The sequence below is a fragment of the Mesorhizobium helmanticense genome (genome assembly GCF_003034915.1).
Taxonomy (GTDB): domain Bacteria; phylum Pseudomonadota; class Alphaproteobacteria; order Rhizobiales; family Rhizobiaceae; genus Mesorhizobium; species Mesorhizobium helmanticense.
In genome coordinates this window covers 155,915-173,121 of record NZ_PZJX01000047.1, presented here as the reverse complement: position 1 = coordinate 173,121, position 17,207 = coordinate 155,915, and the positions used below count along the sequence as shown (strand labels likewise).

The window sequence follows — 17,207 nt, the reverse complement described above, 5'->3', positions numbered from 1 at the left end:
AGGAGCGAAGCGACGCGGCGCAGACCATAGGATCCATGCCATGACATCGGTGCGTTGCCACGGTGCAGAATTCTGGCCCGCCGCGCCCTTTGGCCGAGGTAACGGCATGGATTCTTGGGTCAAGTCCGAGGGCGACGAAGGTGTGCGATTGCTCCGTCGCCAAAGCTAATTCCCCAGCGCCTTGTCCAGCGCCTCCTTTATGTCGGCCGGCCAGGTCTTGACCGCCGGCCAGGCATCCGGCTCGCCATTATCGCCACGGCGGGCGAAATAGAGTTTGTGCTGGGCCGGGTCGACCGCCATGAAGCCGTCATTGCCACCGCAATCATGCGGCACGCAGCCACTGGCGTAGAAGGCGCCAGATACTGCCTTCTGCGTACCGCCGCCGACCAGCAGGCGGGTCGCCATGTCGGGCATGGTATCGCCGAGCAGTTTTTCGGCCGCCTTGTAGACGGCCTCATTGTGGAAGGCATCGATGATGTTGTCGTATTTCGCCGGGTCGACGTCCTTCCAGTCGGTGCCGGGCTCCGGCGTGTAGATCAGGTTGCCAGAGGTCGACAAGCCGCCGGTCGGCGACCATTGCAGCGCCGGCTTTGAATCGCCCGGCAGCAGGTAAGGCACGAAATAGATGGCATTGTCGGACACCGCTGCCGGCGGCGCGCCGCATTCGTCCTGCTCGACGGTGGTGGTCTGGATCGTGCCGCCTTCCGGTTTCCACACGATGACCTTGGCCGGCCCACACTGGTTGCCGCCGTCGCCGACATCGACCAGAGCCACATTGACGCCGCCGACCTTGACGACCTTGTCGAAGAACACATCGTAATTGCTCGCCAGCTGCTTGCCGTCATAGGCCAGCACCTTCTCGCCATACTCTTCCTGCTGGGTGATGGTCAGCTGCCCACCCTCGAACGGGATCGGCCCCTGGCTGTCATTGTCGGCCAGGGCCGCATTGCTCGACGCGCCCTGGTCGGCGGCGCCGTCGGACGCATCGTCAGCCGGCACGAGCACCATGTCGCTCTGCGCATGCACGCCAGCCACCGGCATGAGAATCCACGCCAGCGCGCAGGCGCCGGCAACAAGCGAACGTGTCATGACTGTCCCTCCGTTCAGCCGTCACGAACCCGGCCTGCCGCGACCGGGTTTCATCGCATCGCTCAGGCCCAGGGGCGCAGCTCGGCGTTCTTCTTTTCGAACGAGGCGATGGCGCCGGCCTTCTCCATGGTCAGGCCGATGTCGTCGAGACCGTTCAACAGGCAGTGCCGCTTGAAATCGTCGAGGTCGAACTTGACCACGCCGCCATCCGGCCCACGGATCTCCTTGGCTTCGAGATCGATCGACAGCGTCGCGTTGGAACCGCGCGAGGCATCGTCCATCAGCTTCTCCAGATCCTCCGGGCTGACGGTGATCGGCAGGATGCCGTTCTTGAAGCAGTTGTTGTAGAAGATGTCGGCGAACGAGGTCGAGATGACGCAGCGAATGCCGAAATCGAGCAGCGCCCACGGCGCATGCTCGCGGCTCGAGCCGCAGCCGAAATTGTCGCCGGCGACCAGGATCTGCGCCTTGCGATAGGCCGGCTTGTTGAGCACGAAGTCCGGGTTTTCCGAACCGTCATCCTTGTAGCGCATCTCGGCAAACAGGCCGGTGCCGAGCCCGGTGCGCTTGATCGTCTTCAGATAATCCTTGGGGATGATCATGTCGGTGTCGACATTGACGATCGGCATGGGTGCCGCGACGCCGGTGAGCTTGGTGAATTTTTCCATGGTTTTTGCCCGAGTTTCGTTGCGGGGGATTTGCTGCCGCCGGTTTACACAAAGCCGCGGGCAAATAAAAGGCAACTGTTTGTGCACAGCCGCGGAGCAAAGGGCGAGCAAAAAAATGGCTTCGAAATCGCTGCTCCTTGTTGCAATCTGGCTGCCATGAGCGAACAGCACGTCCTCTATGCCAGCGAGCCGGCCCTCGACGCGGCCGAGTTCCGCCGCGTACTGGTGGAGTCCGGCCTCGGCGAGACGCGCCCGGTCGATGATGAAGCCCGCTTGAAGGCGATGCTTGCCGGCGCCAACCTGGTGCTGACGGCGCGCCTCGACATCGAAGGCAAGCCCTTGATCGGTGTCGCCCGCGGCCTCACCGATTTTTCCTGGGTCTGTTATATTTCGGACCTTGCCGTTTCTCAGGCGGCGCAGGGGCTCGGCGTCGGCAAGGGCCTGATGGACGAGACACGCCGGCAGCTCGGGCCATCGGTCGCCATCAGCCTGATCTCCATGCCCGACGCCGTCGGCTTCTATGAAGGCATCGGCATGAAGCGCATGGCGGACGCCTTCTGGTTCGGCCGCAAGGGCTGACGGAGCTGGACTGGCTGCAGGCTTATCTGGATGCGGGCTGGCTGGCGGCTTAATCCATATTCGTCATCCTGGGGCGAAGCGAACGCGAAGCGGAGCGAAGACCCCAGGATCCATGCCGTGATGTCGAAGCGTCGCGGGGTGCAGAACTTTTATCGCGGGTCGGCGCAGCCTTCATTCTGCACCGCTAACGCCCTTGGGCAGTAGTAACGGCATGGATTCCAGGGTCTCCGCGACGTCGCTTCGCTCCTGCTCCGCCCTGGAATGACGAAGGAACAAGGCGCCGCGCCAGCCATCAAATCACATTCAACTCCCGGAACGCCCTTCCCTCGGCAACGCGCTCATACCCGAACGCCGAGCAATCCACCGTCCTGTAACCGCCATGCACGATCAGCTCGGCCAGCGCCTTGCCGACCGCCGGCGCCTGCTGCAGGCCATGGCCGGAAAACCCGTTGGCGAACAGGAAATTCGTCACCTCAGGATGCGGGCCGATCACCGCGTTCTGGTCGAGCGTGTTGTAGTCGTAGTGCCCGGCCCAGGCGCGCGTCGGCTTGATCGCCTCGAAGGCCGGAATGCGGGTCGCCAGCACCGGCCAGATCACCTCTTCGAACAGCGGCCAGTCCGGCTCGAAATCCTTCGGGTCAGCCGGGCCGTCGCCCTCTTCCGGCTCGGCGCCGCCGGTGATGTAGACCGAGCCTTCCGGCCGGACATAGATACCGCTGGGATCGACCAGCAGCGGCATGTCGGCATATTTCTCGCGCGCCTCGAAGACGAAGACGTTGCGTTTGCGCGGCTCGACCGGCAGCGAAAGCCCGGCCATGCCGGCGACCTTGCCGGCATTCGGCCCGGCGGCGTTGACGACGATGCCGGCTTCTAGCCTCTCGCCATTGTCGAGGCTGACGCCGGTGACCCGATCACCCTGCCGCTCGATGCCGGTGACATCGGCGGTGATGAAATCGATCTTTTTCTCGCGCAGCGCCTTGCGGAACAGCATCAGCATCGCATGCGCGTCGAACCAGCCCTCGCCGCTGCGGCCATAGGCGCCGGCGGTGATGCCTTCTACCGACAGCCACGGGAAGCGGAGTGTGAGCTGATCGGCATCTTCCAGCAGGATGTCGGCGCCCTCGGCCATCTGCGCCTCGTGGTTCGCTCTAAGGATCGGCAGGCCGTTCTCGCCGGCCAGGATGAGATAGCCGCCTTCGCGAAAGCCGATATCGGCATCGGCGCCGAAAACCTCCGTCAGCCGCCGGAACAGTTTCAGCGTGAACTGCGACAGGCGGATGTTTTCGGGGATCGAGAATTGCTGGCGGATGGAAGCGCAGGACAGCGTCGTCGCCGCGTGGGCGAATTGCGGATCGCGCTCGACCAGCGCAATCGAGCCCGAAAACCCCTCCTCGCGCAGATAATAGGCGACCGAGGAGCCGACGATGGCCCCACCGATGATGACGATGTCGTAGCGCACTCTTTCGCCTCTCCAATTCTAGAGCATGATCCCGAACCGAAGGTCAGCGCCAGCAAAAAGTGGGTACCGGTTTTCGGACAAGATCATGCTCAAACTCAAACGACCGGCAAGGTTATCTCGAAGCGCGTGCCGCGCCTGGAGTCAACCAGCCGGATCGTGCCATCATGCGCTTTCAGGAGGGCCAGCACGATACCGAGCCCCATGCCGGTGCCGCCGGAATCGCGGCGCGTGGTGAAGAATGGCTCGAAGATGCGGTCCCGGTTGCTCGGCGAAATGCCGGCGCCGTCGTCGCTCACCAGAACCGTCGCCTTGCCGCCCGCGCTGCTTGCCGCGAGCGAAACCGCGCTCGCACCGTGCCGCGCCGAATTGTCGATCAGATTGGCAAGCACGATCGCCGCGTTCTCGCCCGAGATGCGCAGGCCGATGTCGCCGCCCGCCTCGACATGGACCGCCAGTCTTTTGTCCACGGGCAGCAGCGCCAGCGCGGCGCCAATCGATGTGGTCTCGCCGCTGGGGGCGAGGTTTTCGGCGCGCGCCAGGTCGAGCAGGCGGCGCACCAGAAGATTGAGCCGTCCGGCGTCGGTGACGATATTGTTCGAAAACCGTTTCCGCTCGGCCTCGTCCATGGCGCTGCCCGAATCGCGCAGCAGCTCCGCCGCGCCCTGGATCGCCGTCAGCGGCGATTTGAGCTCATGCGAGACATGGGTGGCGAAGGTCTGGATGCTGTCGGAGCGCGCATGCAGCTTTTCGGCCATGTCGAGGAAAGCCGCCGAAAGCTCGGCCATCTCGCGCGTGCCGTGATGGTCGAGCGGCCGGATCGCCGTGCGGTCGCCGGCGGCGATGCGCTCTGTCCGCTCCATCAGCGCATAGATCGGCCGGCTGACGGTGCGCAGGAAGACGAAGGCGATGAGCAGCGTGCCGCCGAGAATGGCGATGGCCGCGAGCGTTACCTTGCCGCGTTCGCCATAGAGATGCTTGACGATGTTGTTCGGCGTCCGCGACAGATAGACGACGCCGGCGACCTTGCCGTCCACGGCAACCGGCATGGCGACGAAGACGCGCACTTTCGTGCCCCGGCTGACCGAATAGAGCGGTGGCGCCGGCTGATCGGGGATCCGCAGCCTGAGCTCACTGGCGTAGCGGCCGGAAAGCGCCTCGCGCACCTCCGCGACATCGGCGAGCGACTGCCCAACCTCTTCGCGCCCGGCAATGACGACGCCCCTGGGATCGAGCAGCCGGAAGCCGGCCAGCGTGGTTTTCTGTGTCTCGGCAAGGATGCCCGACAGACGCGAGCCGATTGCCGCGAAGACTGGGTCGAGACTGGCGGCGACGACCGCAGGTCGGGTCGACAGGACAGTGTCGGAGGCAAGATCGAGGCTCGGCTCGATCGGCCGGTAGCGGGAGGCGAGCTCGGTGCTCCTGCCCGGATATTCACTCTCTTCCGCGGGTATCGGAGCGCCAAGCCGTTCGGCTGGAATGCCGGCCTCGCGCACATCCTGCGCATAGATGGCGGCGAGCACCGCGCCCTGCGCGATCAGCTCGGCCTCGGTCTGGCGGATCAGCTGGTTCTCGTAGAGCCTGAAGAAGAACAGGCCGACCAGCGGCAGCGCCATCACCATGATCAGAATGGCGACGACGATCGTGGCCAGCCGCGGCCGCCATTTGGTGCCGATCCATTTTTGCGCGCTCACGCGCCGCATTTGCCGAGCCGGAAGCCGACGCCGTGCACGGTCTCGATCGCATCCTGGCAGCCGGCCGCCGCCAGCTTGGCGCGGATGTTGCGGATATGGCTGTCGACGGTGCGGCCGGCGACATGGATGTTGGCGGCATAGGCGCTGGCCATCACCGTCTCGCGGTCGAGCACGTGCGCCGGGCGCGCCAGAAACCCTTTCAGGATCGAAAATTCGATCGCGGTCAGCGCCAGCGTCCTGCCGTCGAAACTGGCGGCGTGGCTGGCCGGCGCCAGCGTGAGCCTGCCATGCGAGAGATGCCGGTCGTCGATCTCGACCGGCGCCGGGCGGGCGCGCCGCAGGATGACGTTGACGCGGGCGACCAGTTCACGCGGGCTGAACGGCTTGGTGACATAGTCGTCGCCGCCCATTTCCAGCCCGAGAATACGGTCGATCTCCTCGTCGCGCGCGGACAGGAACAGCACCGGCACGTCGGATCGCTGCCTGAGCCGCCGGCACACTTCCAGCCCGTCCATCTCGGGCATGCCGATGTCGAGCACGACGAGATCGGGCGCGCGGCGCTCGATCGCCTGCAGGGCGGCCGCACCGTCGGCGACGGGAAGCGTCTTCATCCCCGCTTTTTCCAGCGCAAAGCAGATGATCTCGCGGATATGCGGGTCGTCGTCGGCGACGAGGATGTGATGCGGCATCAATCAGGGACCCGACAGGGGACGTTCGAAGCGATCAGGAACCACGAACGGCCCGTGCGTGTCGAGATAGCCATCGAGCCGCCAGTTGCGAAAGCTCCAGGCCCGCCAGTTTTTCTGCACCACGCGATACGCAGCCTTGTTTGCTTCATGCCGGTCCACAAGGTTCAGCAAGGCGGTAACCGACGCTGTGTCGGCGGCGATCGATCTGCCCTGATGCTCGAGGAAGCGGTCGAGAGCCGGGAAGGCGCCCGGACCCAGCGCATGCAGATACCCGACATCGAGCGAAGTGCCCCTACCGGTCATTTCGAGACAATGGTCGACATTGTAGTTGGCGATCAGCGCGGCGAAGTTGATGTACGAGCAGGCATAAAGCGTCGCCGAAAGCGTCAGAAGATTGGCGGAAGAGAGCCATTCATTGGGTTTTTCCAGCGCGATGCGGGCGATGATCAGGGCAAGGCCCGCCGCCACCAGTCCCATCCAGACGAAGGCGGCGACGCGCCAGTAGGTCAGCGCATAGATGCCGATATAGAGGTCGAGCCGCAGGATCGACGAGACGACCAGCGCGATGGTCTGCGCCACCCAGGCATAGACCAGGGTGCGGATCAGCCGATCGCCTGACGTCGCGCTGCCGGGCCTCAGCGCCGCCAGCACGAAGCCGGCGGCGAGCAGCGCCGTGATAACAAGTGGATAGGCGCCACGATGCGCATAGGCGGCGTAAGTCAGGCCATCGGGGAGTGCCGCGCCACCCCAGAGATAGGCGGCGTCGAGCCCGGTCTGCACCACGAACAGGATGTTGAAAACGACGAGCGCGCGAAAAATGGCGGCCTTGCCGAAGACGATGTCCTCGATCGTGGTGGTGGTTTTTGCCGACGGCCGCACTTTGGCGGTCGGCGCCAGACGCGGAATGCGCCTGGCAAAGCGCGGCAGGCGCGGCCGCAGGAAGGCCCAGACGCCGGCAAGCACGACCAGCCAGAAGAACAGCCGCGGCAGCTGGATGAGCTTGAGCAGGGCGAAGAGGTCGATCAGCGAAAACCAATATTCGATGACCGGATTGGCGGCGCCGAACAGCGCCAGGAACACCGCGCCAAGCACCAGCGGCATGATCCAGACGGCGATTGCCGCGAAGCGGATGCGGCGCTGGCCAAGCTGCCGCGCCGCCCTGCGCCAGCGAAAGAAGTCATGGACGAACCGGAAGGGCGTGGCGAGCGCGAAGGCCAGGAGCTGGCCGGCAATGCGGGCAAGGTTGTGCCGCAGCCGCCGGGTGAGCGAAAGCGCAAAGACGGCCAGGGCCGCAAGCCCGATCGAGACGGACAGGACGCTGACATTTTCGGTGAGCGGCAGCAACGCGACCAGCAGTGCGGAAGGCTTCAACCAGACCCTGATGTCGCTGAGAGCGGAAGGATGCACGGCAACGACCGCACCGGCGGTCAGGATGGCGAACAGGAAGAAATTGATGCCGGCGGGCTGGCCGTAGAAGAGGAAATCCGCCAGGGCCGCAAGCAGCACGGCGACGCCGAAGCGGCTGCAATAGCTCGGCGTGAGATACGATGTCATATCAGGACCTTCGCGATCGCCCGGCCGGGATATCGCGGCGCGGGCGTTGGGATGAAAGGGAGCAGGGTGGAGCGCATCCCAGGTGGATCGATAAGCCACCAGCCTTCGTTTCGGAGCCGATACGGCAGCCGCCAGCGGGGATTTTCTTGATCTTGCATGCCCACCTCTTTCGCGTGCCGGCAAGGACGCGGCGGGGCGGACCGGAGGAGATTTTCTGCAAGGGCGTGCAGTTTTCGTGCAGTTGTTCCTCGCCCCACGAAGTGGGGAGAGGTGGCCCGGCGAAGCCGGGACGGAGAGGGGCCTTCGGGACGTCTGGGAACTGACTTCGAATTCTGCCCGGTCTCGCGCCCTGTCCCTCACCGGGTTTGGCTTCGTGACTGTCGTCCCCCTCTCCGACCCGGCTTCGCCGGGCCACCTCTCCCCCGCATTCACGGGGGCGAGGAGCCAAGAGCGCAAGCCCGATCTCCCTGCATGCTTGCCTCAGGCGGCCTCAGGCGGCATAGATCGGACATGACGCAAACCTATCGCCCGCGCCGCTCGGTGCTCTATGTCCCGGCCTCGAACGACAAGGCGCTGGCCAAGCTGCCGTCGCTGGCCTGCGATGCCGTCATCATCGATCTCGAGGATGCCGTTGCCCCGGCCGACAAGATCGCCGCACGGGAAAAACTGGCTGGCATTTTCGCCAACCGTCCCGGGCGTTGCGAGATGATCGTGCGCATCAACGCGCTATCCAGCGAGTGGGGCGCCGACGATCTGCTGGCCGTGGCCAAATGCGAGCCCGACGGCATCCTGCTGCCCAAGGTCGACAAGCCGCGCGATATCCTGGAAGCCGGCGATGTGCTCGACGACAATTTTGCCCCGGACGAGGTCAAGCTCTGGGCAATGATCGAGACGCCCAAGGCGCTGCTCAACATCGGCGCCATCGCCGAACTCGGCCGCGATCCGGCCTCGCGGCTTGCTTGTTTCGTTGCCGGAACGAACGATCTGGTCAAGGACACCGGCGTTCTCGCCACGCCGGACCGGCGCTATCTCGTGCCGTGGCTGATGCAGATGGTGCTGGCCGCGCGCGCCGGCGGCCTCGATATGCTCGACGGCGTGTCCAACGATTTTCGCGACCTCGATGCCTTTGCGCGCGAATGCGCGGAAGCGGCCGCCATGGGCTTCGACGGCAAGTCGCTGATCCACCCGGCCCAGATCGAGGCGGCCAACCGTGCCTTTGCGCCGTCCGCCGAGGAAGTGGCCGAGGCGCGCGCGGTGAAGGATGCCTTCGGGCTGGCGGAGAATGCCGGCAAGGGCGTTATTGCGCTGAACGGCAAGATGGTCGAGCGGCTGCACCTGGCGCAGGCCGAAAAATTGCTGGCAAAGGCCGCCGCCATCGGGGCATGATCATGCTTAAATCAAAGTGCTCGCGGGCGACGGCAACCACGACAGGGTCGAAGAATGAAACTCTACCGCTTTTTGTCCGCTCCGGACGATTCCAGCTTCTGCCACAAGGTGACGGCGGCGCTGAACAAGGGCTGGCACCTGTTCGGCTCGCCGACCTATGCCTATGACAAGAAGACCAAGTCCATGCGTTGCGGCCAGGCCGTGGTGAAGGATGTCGAGGGCCAGGAATACGGACCGGACACCAAGCTCAGCGATTGGTAGGCCATCCGTATACGCAGATCCCTTTGAGATGTTGGCGGGACAGCGCCGCTTCTCGACCTGCGCGCGGCACTCAAGCAGTCGTTACTCCGCCGCCTCTTCGATCTTCTCCATGTCGTCGTCCGACAGGCCGAAATGGTGGCCGATCTCGTGGATCAGCACATGGGTGACGATGTCGCCCAGCGTCTCCTCGTTCTCCGACCAATAATCGAGGATGGCGCGGCGGTAGAGCGTGATGCGGTTCGGCCCCTCGCCGGTCTGCGGATTCCAGCGTTCGGCGATGCCGCGCCCCTCGAACAGGCCGAGCAGGTCGAACGGCGTTTCCAGCGACAGATCGTCCATGATCTCGTCGGTCGGGAATTCGGCGATCTGGATGACGATCTCGCCGGTCAGCTTACGGAAATCCTCCGGCAGATGGGCATAGGCCTCCAGCGCCAGGAACTCGATTTCCTCCATCGACGGCGAAAGCTCGGCGTGCCAGGTGCGGGTCTTGTAGATGCGGGCCATGCTTTGTCCTTTCCCGGGCATATAGGCTTTCGCACCGGGTGAGGCAAATGACCGGGACGCTCCGTACGTGGGCGAGGGACAGGAATAGATTCAACATATCGTACTTCGCGTACCTTGTACGCTGATAGGAGCGGAATATGATTCCGGTTTCGATCAGTGAACTCGCCGCCATTCTTCGCGGCGGTGAACAAGAAGGAATTTTGGCCTTGCTTAGGGCCTACTTCGATGCGTCTGCGACTGACCCATCCAAGGGGGCCGTCTATGCTGTAGGCGGTTTCGTCGGGCGCGAAGGCGCTTGGATCAAAGCCGAAGCGGAGTGGAAGGAAGGATTGCGCACCTTCCAACTTAATGAGTTTCACCTAGCCGATATTATCCCAAATTTAGGCCACGAGATGGGTGGGCTCTGCATCCTTCATTTTTCAAAGATTGTTGGACGGTCAGGACTTCGAGGGATCGGCGCGTCCTGCGATATCGAACACTGGAAAAACCGGGATACCGGCTACGCCAACCCTTATCACTTCTGTTTCAGCATGGCGCTCAACATACTCCGTGAGGACGTGTCACTTGAACTAGGCGGCGAGCCAGTAGCGCTTGTCGTCGATGATGATGTGAAGCCACGTGACGTGACCGAAGGGGTATTTGCCGCGTACCAGGAGGATACGAACGGACAAATTTTCAAGGCGCTTGCGTTCGGCAATCGGCGAACCTTCCTGCCGATCCAATGCGCAGACTTGGCGGTAGGCGCGCTACGAAAGGAGTGGCTTGAAGGCATTTTGAGCGATAGCAAAAAAACGCTAAAGGAATTCCAAGGAGCGATTGGCTCTTAGGCCCGTTTCACCCACTTTTCGGCTGAAACCGAACGAATCGTCGACGAGGCGATGAATCGCATTAAGAACGGCGACCAGTCCCTAGAATAATGGTCTTTAGCGCGCGCTCAAATGTCTGCCCGGACTCATCCGCCTCTAGCTCCCGACCGGCCATTGGGAATAAATTCCCCATGACTCCGCTTGACTCTTCGATCCCCCTCTGGAATCTATAGGAACATAACAGGAACAATTGTGAGTGGAAGCTGACCGTCATGGCGATGACCGCCGTGGCGCGGGAGACTGTTTTTGCCCTGCGCCGCCAGATCGCGAAGATCGAGGGAACGCTGCTCGAGCGCCTGCAGGCGCCGGCCGGTGCGGCCCCGGCTGGCTTGCCTCCTGACGAGGATGCACGGGATCTGACCATTGTGCGGCGCGGCCTTGCGGTGGCGCCGCCCGATGCCTTCCTGCGCACCGGCGCCGAGCCTCTCGATGCCGCGCTCGGCGGCGGCCTGCCGAAAGCGGCGCTCAGCGAGATCCATGGCGCTGAAACCCGTGACGCCGGAGCCGTCACCGGCTTTGCCCTTTCGCTTGTCAGCCTGATCCTGAAGCGGCAACAGCCGCGCTTGCCCATTCTCTGGATCGGCACATCGGAGATTTTTCGCGAGGCCGGCTTTCCCTATGCCAGGGGGCTTCAGACCTCCTTCGGCATCGAACCCGGAGAATTGCTGTTTTCCGAAGCGCCACGGCTTGTCGATGCTTTGTGGGTCGCCGAGGAGGCCGCAAGGATGACGGCGCTCTCCGCCGTCATCCTCGAAATCCGTGGCAGTCCGCAGCGATTGGACCTCACCGCGACGCGACGCCTGCACGCCCGCGCGCAAGCGGCCGGCCGGCCGGTGTTCCTGCTGCGCCAGGCCGGCGAGGCCGAACCGACCGCCGCGCCCGTGCGCCTCATTGTGTCTACAGCCCCTTCCGCAAGCCGCGCCACGATCGCCGGGCCGCTCGCCGGCTCGATCGGCCGGCCCGCCTTCACCGTCGGCATCGGCAAGAGCCGCACCGCCTTGCCTGGCCAATTCACACTGGAGTGGAACCCCGATGACCATGTTTTCGAGCAAAGAAGGGCCGGGGAGGCAAAGGATCCTGTCCCTGTGGTTCCCGCATCTCGCCGCCGAAAGGATCCTGCGCCAGCGTCTGGGGCGGTCCTGGCGTTCGCGGCCGTCGGATCACCTGCCGCCATCTCACCCACCGCTCGTGATCAGCCATCGCGACCGCAACGCCCAGCGCATATCGGCCCTCGACGAGCGGGCTGAGGCGCTTCACCTGAAGCGCGGCATGGGCATTGCCGATGCGCGCGCCATGCATCCCTCGATCGATGTCGTCGAGGCCGATCCGCAGGCCGACCGCCGCCTGCTCGAAGGCCTTGCCGACTGGTGCGACCGCTACACCCCGCTGGTGGCGATCGACGGGATCGACGGCCTGTTCCTCGACGTCACCGGCTGCACCCATCTGTTCGGCGGCGAACGCGCGATGCTGGACGACATACTGTCGCGCTTTTTCCATCAGGGTTTCGGCGTCCGCGCCGGCCTTGCCGCCACGCCCGGTGCGGCCTGGGCGGCGGCCCGGTTTTCCGGCGACCACATCGTCCGGAGCGGCGAGGAGGAGGCGCTTCTTTCCCCCTTGCCGCTGGCCGCACTGCGCATCGAACCCGACATCCGCGCCAGCCTGGAAAGCGTCGGCCTGCGCACGGCGGGCGCCGTCATGGCAGCGCCGCGCGCGCCGCTTGCCCGCCGCTTCGGCGCAACCCTGCTCTTGCGCCTCGACCAGGCGCTCGGCCGCCTCGACGAGGCCGTCTCGCCGCGCCTGCCGGTGGCGCCGCTTTCGGTCGAACGCCATCTCGCCGAACCCATCATGCTGACCGACGACATAGAGCGGCTGGTGAGCCTGCTGGCGACGACGTTGAAGGCCGATCTCGAGCGCCGCGGCGAGGGTGCGAGACGGCTGGCGCTGCTGCTTTTCCGCGTCGACGGCGCCGTCAGCCGCATCGCTGTCGGCACCTCGCGTCCCCTGCGCGAGCCACTGTTGATCCAAAAACTGTTCCACGAAAGGCTGGCCGCGCTCGAACAGGATATCGATGCCGGCTATGGCTTCGACCTCGTGCGTCTCTGCGTGCTGTCGGCGGCGGCCTTCGACATGCAGCAGGCGGACCTGTCCGGCGAGACGGATGATTGCGACGCCGATATCGCGCTGTTCGCCGACCGCATCCGCGCCCGCCTCGGCGACGGCGCTGTCCTGCGGCCGGTCACTGTCGAGAGCCATCTGCCGGAGCGCGCCGTCGCCACTGTGCCTTTCTCGGAAGTCCCGCAAAGGACCTCGCCGCCGCGGAAGCCGGTCAGAAATCCGCCCATGACCATTTATCCGCCGGCCACGATCTACCCGCCAGAACGCCCGATCCGGCTGTTCCGTTCGCCCGAGCCGATCGAGGTGCCGGCCACCGAGATGCCTGAGGGACCGCCGATGAATTTCCGCTGGCGGCGGGCCTTGTATCGCGTCGCGCGCGCCGAAGGGCCCGAACGCATCGCGCCGGAATGGTGGCGGGGGCAGGGCGGCGAGGACGCGCCGACCCGCGATTATTTCCGCATCGAGGACAGCGACGGCCGCCGCTACTGGCTCTACCGCCAGGGCCTCTACGGCGCATCGCAAGCCTCGCCGCGCTGGTTCATGCATGGGGTTTTCGCATGAATGCGCTGACCATTGTTCCCTATGCCGAATTCGGCATCCAGTCGAATTTCTCCTTCCTGCGCGGCGCCTCCAAACCGGAGGAACTGGTGGTCGCGGCCAAGTTCCTCGGCTTCTCGTCGATCGGTCTTGCCGACCGCAACACGGTGGCCGGCGTCGTGCGCGCCTGGCAGCAGGCCAGGGTCGAGAAGCTGCCCTACCATCCCGGCTGCCGACTGGTTTTTTGCGACGGCACGCCGGATATTCTTGCCTATCCGCAGGACCGCAAGGGCTGGGGTCATCTCTGCCGCATGCTGACGCAAGCCAATCTACGCGACGAAAACGAGAAGGGCGCGACCCTTTTGAAGCGAAGCGACCTTCTCGAATGGGGCGATCTGCTGTCGCTGGCCGTCCTGCCCGAATTGACATCGGGCGCCGACGACAGTCTCGCATTGCTTAGCCGGCTCAAGGAGCGCTTCGGCGGGAACCTGCGGCTTGCCGTTGCGCCGGATTATCGCGGCAATGACCGCTTCCGCATCGAGCAGGCGGCAGCGATGGCCGAGGCATCAGGCATACCGCTGATGGCGACCAACGATATCCTCTATCACAGCGCCGAGCGGCGGCCGCTGCAGGACGTGCTGACGGCGATCCGCCTCAATATGCCTGTCGGCGAGGTCGGGCTGGAGCTGGCCGCCAATGCCGAGCGTCATCTGAAGCCGCCGGTCGAGATGGCCCGCCTGTTCCGCCGGCATCCGCAGGCGCTGGCGGAAACGCTGCGCTTTGCCGGGGAACTTACCTTCTCGCTCAGCGACCTCCAGTACAACTATCCCGACGAGCCGACGGAATCGGGCCTCGGGCCGCAGGCCGAGCTCGAACGATTGGCCAGGGAGGGGGCCGCCACGCGCTATCCGGCGGGCGTCCCCGCTTCCGTAATGCAGCGCATTCGCGAGGAGCTCGCTCTAATCGAGCGCCTGAACTACGCGCGCTATTTTCTGACCGTCCACGACATCGTCAAATTCGCCCGCAGCAAGGGTATTCTCTGCCAGGGGCGCGGTTCCGCCGCCAATTCGATCGTCTGCTTCTGCATCGGCATCACCGAAGTCGGGCCTGACAGGATCGATACGCTGTTCGAGCGTTTCATTTCCGAGGAAAGAAACGAGCCGCCCGACATCGATGTCGACTTCGAGCATGAGCGGCGCGAGGAGGTGATCCAGTACATCTATACGAAATACAGCGCCAAGCGCACCGCCCTGGCCGCGGCCGTCATCAGCTATCGCGGCCGCTCGGCGCTGCGCGAAGTGGCCAAGGCGATGGGCCTGTCCGAGGATGTCCGCAGCGCATTGTCCAGCTCGATCTGGGGCTGGTCGACCTCGGAGCTCGGTGAGAAGGAGGCCCATGCCGGCGGCATCGACCGCACCGACCCGCTGGCAAGGCAGGTGATCGAACGCGCCAACGAGATCATGGGCTTTCCCCGCCATCTGTCCCAGCATGTCGGCGGCTTCGTCATCACCAGGGACCGGCTCGACGAGATCGTGCCCATCGTCAAGACGGCGATGGACGAGCGCAAGATGGTCGAGTGGGACAAGGACGATCTCGACGCGGTGAAGATCCTCAAGGTCGACGTGCTGGCGCTCGGCATGCTGACCTGCCTGAAGCGTGCCTTCACCCTTCTGCACAACCACTACGATGTCCGCGACGAGTATGACCGTCCACTGGGGCTGGCGACACTGCCGGAGAGGGACGAAAAGGTCTACGACATGATCTGCCGCGCCGACACGCTCGGCGTCTTCCAGATCGAATCCCGCGCCCAGATGTCGATGCTGCCGCGCTTGAAGCCGCGCACCTTCTACGATCTCGTCATCGAGGTGGCGATCGTGCGGCCCGGCCCGATCCAGGGCGACATGGTGCATCCCTACCTGCGCCGCCGGCAGGGCAAGGAGAAGGCCGAATACCCCAAGCCGGAGCTGGAGAAAATCCTTGGCAAGACGCTGGGTGTTCCGCTGTTCCAGGAACAGGCGATGAAGATCGCCATCGTCGCCGGCGGCTTCCGGCCGGGCGAGGCCGATGAATTGCGCCGCGCCATGGCCACTTTCAAGCGCACCGGCACCATCGGCAATTACCGCCAGCGCATGATCGATGGCATGATGAAAAAAGGTTACCAGAAGGACTTCGCCGAGCGCTGCTTCAAGCAGATCGAAGGGTTTGGCGAATACGGCTTTCCCGAAAGCCATGCCGCCTCCTTCGCTTTGCTGGTCTATGCCTCCTGCTGGTTCAAGACCTTCTACCCGGATGTGTTCTGCGCCGCGATTCTGAATTCGCAGCCGATGGGCTTCTACCAGCCGGCCCAGCTCGTCCGCGATGCGCGCGACCATGGCGTCGACATCCGCGAGGCTGACGTCAATTTCTCCGGCTGGGACTGCGCCTTGGAGGAATCGGCCTTCGATCCGGCCCGCACCCTTGCCCGCCATGCCGAAATGCGAGGTGTCATACGGACCAACCATGCCGTGCGGTTGGGTTTCCGTCAGATCAAGGGGCTTTCCAAGGACCGCATGGAGGCTTTTGTCCAAAGACGCGGTTCAGGGTACGAGAGCGTCAGGGATGTCTGGCTGCGCTCGGGTCTCGACGTCGATGAGATCGAGAAACTGGCGCAGGCGGACGCCTTCCGCTCGATCGGCCTCGACCGTCGCGCGGCCCTGTGGGCGGTCCGCGCGCTTGACGGCAAGAGCGCCGCCGAGATGCTGCCGCTGTTCGACCAGAAGAATATCCGCCTGCGCGATCTCGAGCCCGAGACGAAGCTGCCGAAAATGCCGCTCGGCGAGCATGTCATCCATGACTACCGTTCGCTCGGCCTGTCGCTGAAGGCGCATCCCGTCGCCTTCCTGCGTGAGCGGCTCGACCGGATCGGGGTGACGCCCAATGCGCGCCTCCCTTCGGTTCGCGATGGCCGGCGGGTCTCCGTCGCCGGGCTGGTGCTCGTGCGCCAGCGCCCAGGCAAGGGCAATGCGATCTTCCTGACGCTGGAGGACGAGCAGGCGGTCGCCAACGTCATTTTCTGGGAGCGCACCTTCACCCGCTACCGGCCCATCGTCATGGGAGCAAGGTTCGTCCGCGTCACCGGCAAGTTGCAGTCGGAATCCGATGTCATCCATATCGTCGCCGAAAAGATCGAGGACCTGACGCCCTGGCTGGCAACGCTATTGGAGGAGAACGCACCTGTCGTGCAAAACGACCGGCGGGATATCGCGACGCTGTCGGGAAAGGCGGAAAGGGTCATGCCCAGGGGGCGCAATTTTCAATAGAGGTATCTTGCGAGATGTCGGCGGGACAGCGCCCCCCTCTGCCCTGCCGGGCATCTCCCCCTCAAGGGGGGAGATTGGCAGCTTCGCCTGCAGCACTTCTCCTGCAACGTTGGAGATTGGCGAAACCCGTGGCGACATCCAATCTCCCCCCTTGAGGGGGAGATGCCCGGCAGGGCAGAGGGGGGTGGCCGTAGAGTGCCGACCCGATGTGTTCAGCCCGGCCCGCCCAGGCGCGGCGGAGGCGGCGACAACACATCCTCGGCCGAGATCGCCCGCGCCTCCGAAGGCAGCATGATCGGGATGCCGTCGCGCACCGGATAGGCAAGCTTTGCCACCCTTGAGATCAGTTCGCCGCGTTCCGGATCCCAGGCCAGCGGTCCCTTGGTCAGCGGGCAGGCCAGCAATTCCAGCAGCTTGGGATCGACATCGATCTTCTTGCCGTCACGCCCATCCGCCGCCATCGGCTTCCTCTTTCCCGGTCAACTGAGAGCCTAAGGTGTGTTGAGATTC

General features: G+C 64.4%; 15 protein-coding genes. 7 read left to right on the top strand and 8 right to left on the bottom strand.

Going from position 1 to position 17,207, the window contains the following annotated elements; genetic code table 11:
* Nucleotides 1–165 precede the first annotated feature (165 nt).
* Together C9427_RS26065 and leuD are read right to left on the bottom strand one after the other, a co-directional pair.
* Nucleotides 166–1,089, bottom strand: coding sequence for a hypothetical protein (locus C9427_RS26065; RefSeq protein ID WP_107651929.1), 924 nt, complete (start codon nucleotides 1,087–1,089; stop codon nucleotides 166–168).
* Between the two features lie 62 nt (nucleotides 1,090–1,151).
* A complete protein-coding gene (gene leuD / locus C9427_RS26060) occupies nucleotides 1,152–1,757 on the bottom strand; it encodes a 3-isopropylmalate dehydratase small subunit (protein WP_107651928.1) in 606 nt (201 codons plus the stop codon).
* Nucleotides 1,758–1,913: 156 nt separating this feature from the next.
* Between leuD and C9427_RS26055 the strand changes: the two genes are divergently transcribed.
* Nucleotides 1,914–2,336, top strand: a complete 423-nt coding sequence (locus C9427_RS26055) for a GNAT family N-acetyltransferase (protein ID WP_107651995.1) — start codon at nucleotides 1,914–1,916, stop codon at nucleotides 2,334–2,336.
* Nucleotides 2,337–2,628: 292 nt separating this feature from the next.
* Here the strand turns inward: C9427_RS26055 and C9427_RS26050 are convergent, their stop codons facing one another.
* The 4 genes from C9427_RS26050 to C9427_RS26035 form a co-directional block, all read right to left on the bottom strand.
* Nucleotides 2,629–3,795 carry an NAD(P)/FAD-dependent oxidoreductase gene (locus tag C9427_RS26050; protein ID WP_107651927.1) on the bottom strand — a complete coding sequence of 389 codons (1,167 nt, stop codon included), beginning with the start codon at nucleotides 3,793–3,795 and terminating at the stop codon, nucleotides 2,629–2,631.
* 95 nt (nucleotides 3,796–3,890) lie between these two features.
* Nucleotides 3,891–5,495 (bottom strand): ATP-binding protein, encoded by a 1,605-nt coding sequence (locus tag C9427_RS26045; RefSeq protein WP_107651926.1) that lies wholly within the window; start codon nucleotides 5,493–5,495, stop codon nucleotides 3,891–3,893.
* A complete protein-coding gene (locus tag C9427_RS26040) occupies nucleotides 5,483–6,175 on the bottom strand; it encodes a response regulator transcription factor (protein ID WP_107651994.1) in 693 nt (230 codons plus the stop codon). Before C9427_RS26040 ends, C9427_RS26045 begins: the two co-directional genes overlap by 13 nt.
* A 3-nt stretch (nucleotides 6,176–6,178) precedes the next feature.
* Nucleotides 6,179–7,729, bottom strand: a complete 1,551-nt coding sequence (locus tag C9427_RS26035) for a DUF4153 domain-containing protein (protein ID WP_107651925.1) — start codon at nucleotides 7,727–7,729, stop codon at nucleotides 6,179–6,181.
* Nucleotides 7,730–8,239: 510 nt separating this feature from the next.
* Between C9427_RS26035 and C9427_RS26030 the strand changes: the two genes are divergently transcribed.
* The gene (locus C9427_RS26030; protein WP_167434484.1) at nucleotides 8,240–9,115 is read left to right on the top strand and encodes an HpcH/HpaI aldolase/citrate lyase family protein; all 876 of its coding nucleotides are present in this window, start codon (nucleotides 8,240–8,242) and stop codon (nucleotides 9,113–9,115) included.
* Between the two features lie 54 nt (nucleotides 9,116–9,169).
* Nucleotides 9,170–9,376 (top strand): DUF1737 domain-containing protein, encoded by a 207-nt coding sequence (locus C9427_RS26025; protein ID WP_107651923.1) that lies wholly within the window; start codon nucleotides 9,170–9,172, stop codon nucleotides 9,374–9,376.
* A gap of 81 nt (nucleotides 9,377–9,457) precedes the next feature.
* Here the strand turns inward: C9427_RS26025 and C9427_RS26020 are convergent, their stop codons facing one another.
* Nucleotides 9,458–9,880, bottom strand: a complete 423-nt coding sequence (locus C9427_RS26020) for a metallopeptidase family protein (protein ID WP_008873295.1) — start codon at nucleotides 9,878–9,880, stop codon at nucleotides 9,458–9,460.
* 137 nt (nucleotides 9,881–10,017) lie between these two features.
* Here C9427_RS26020 and C9427_RS26015 point away from each other — a divergent pair, with 137 nt between their 5' ends.
* The 4 genes from C9427_RS26015 to C9427_RS25995 all read left to right on the top strand — a co-directional run bounded on the left by C9427_RS26015 (nucleotide 10,018) and on the right by C9427_RS25995 (nucleotide 16,697).
* The gene (locus tag C9427_RS26015; protein ID WP_107651922.1) at nucleotides 10,018–10,707 is read left to right on the top strand and encodes a hypothetical protein; all 690 of its coding nucleotides are present in this window, start codon (nucleotides 10,018–10,020) and stop codon (nucleotides 10,705–10,707) included.
* A 251-nt stretch (nucleotides 10,708–10,958) separates the two neighbouring features.
* Nucleotides 10,959–11,993, top strand: coding sequence for an ImuA family protein (locus C9427_RS34930; protein WP_107651921.1), 1,035 nt, complete (start codon nucleotides 10,959–10,961; stop codon nucleotides 11,991–11,993).
* Nucleotides 11,935–13,422: a DUF6504 family protein gene (locus tag C9427_RS26000; RefSeq protein ID WP_107651920.1), complete on the top strand. Its 1,488-nt coding sequence runs from the start codon at nucleotides 11,935–11,937 to the stop codon at nucleotides 13,420–13,422. Before C9427_RS34930 ends, C9427_RS26000 begins: the two co-directional genes overlap by 59 nt.
* Nucleotides 13,419–16,697 (top strand): error-prone DNA polymerase, encoded by a 3,279-nt coding sequence (locus tag C9427_RS25995; protein ID WP_107651919.1) that lies wholly within the window; start codon nucleotides 13,419–13,421, stop codon nucleotides 16,695–16,697. Before C9427_RS26000 ends, C9427_RS25995 begins: the two co-directional genes overlap by 4 nt.
* Nucleotides 16,698–16,909: 212 nt before the next feature.
* Here the strand turns inward: C9427_RS25995 and C9427_RS25985 are convergent, their stop codons facing one another.
* Nucleotides 16,910–17,158: a Trm112 family protein gene (locus C9427_RS25985; protein WP_107651918.1), complete on the bottom strand. Its 249-nt coding sequence runs from the start codon at nucleotides 17,156–17,158 to the stop codon at nucleotides 16,910–16,912.
* Between the last annotated feature and the right edge of the window lie 49 nt (nucleotides 17,159–17,207).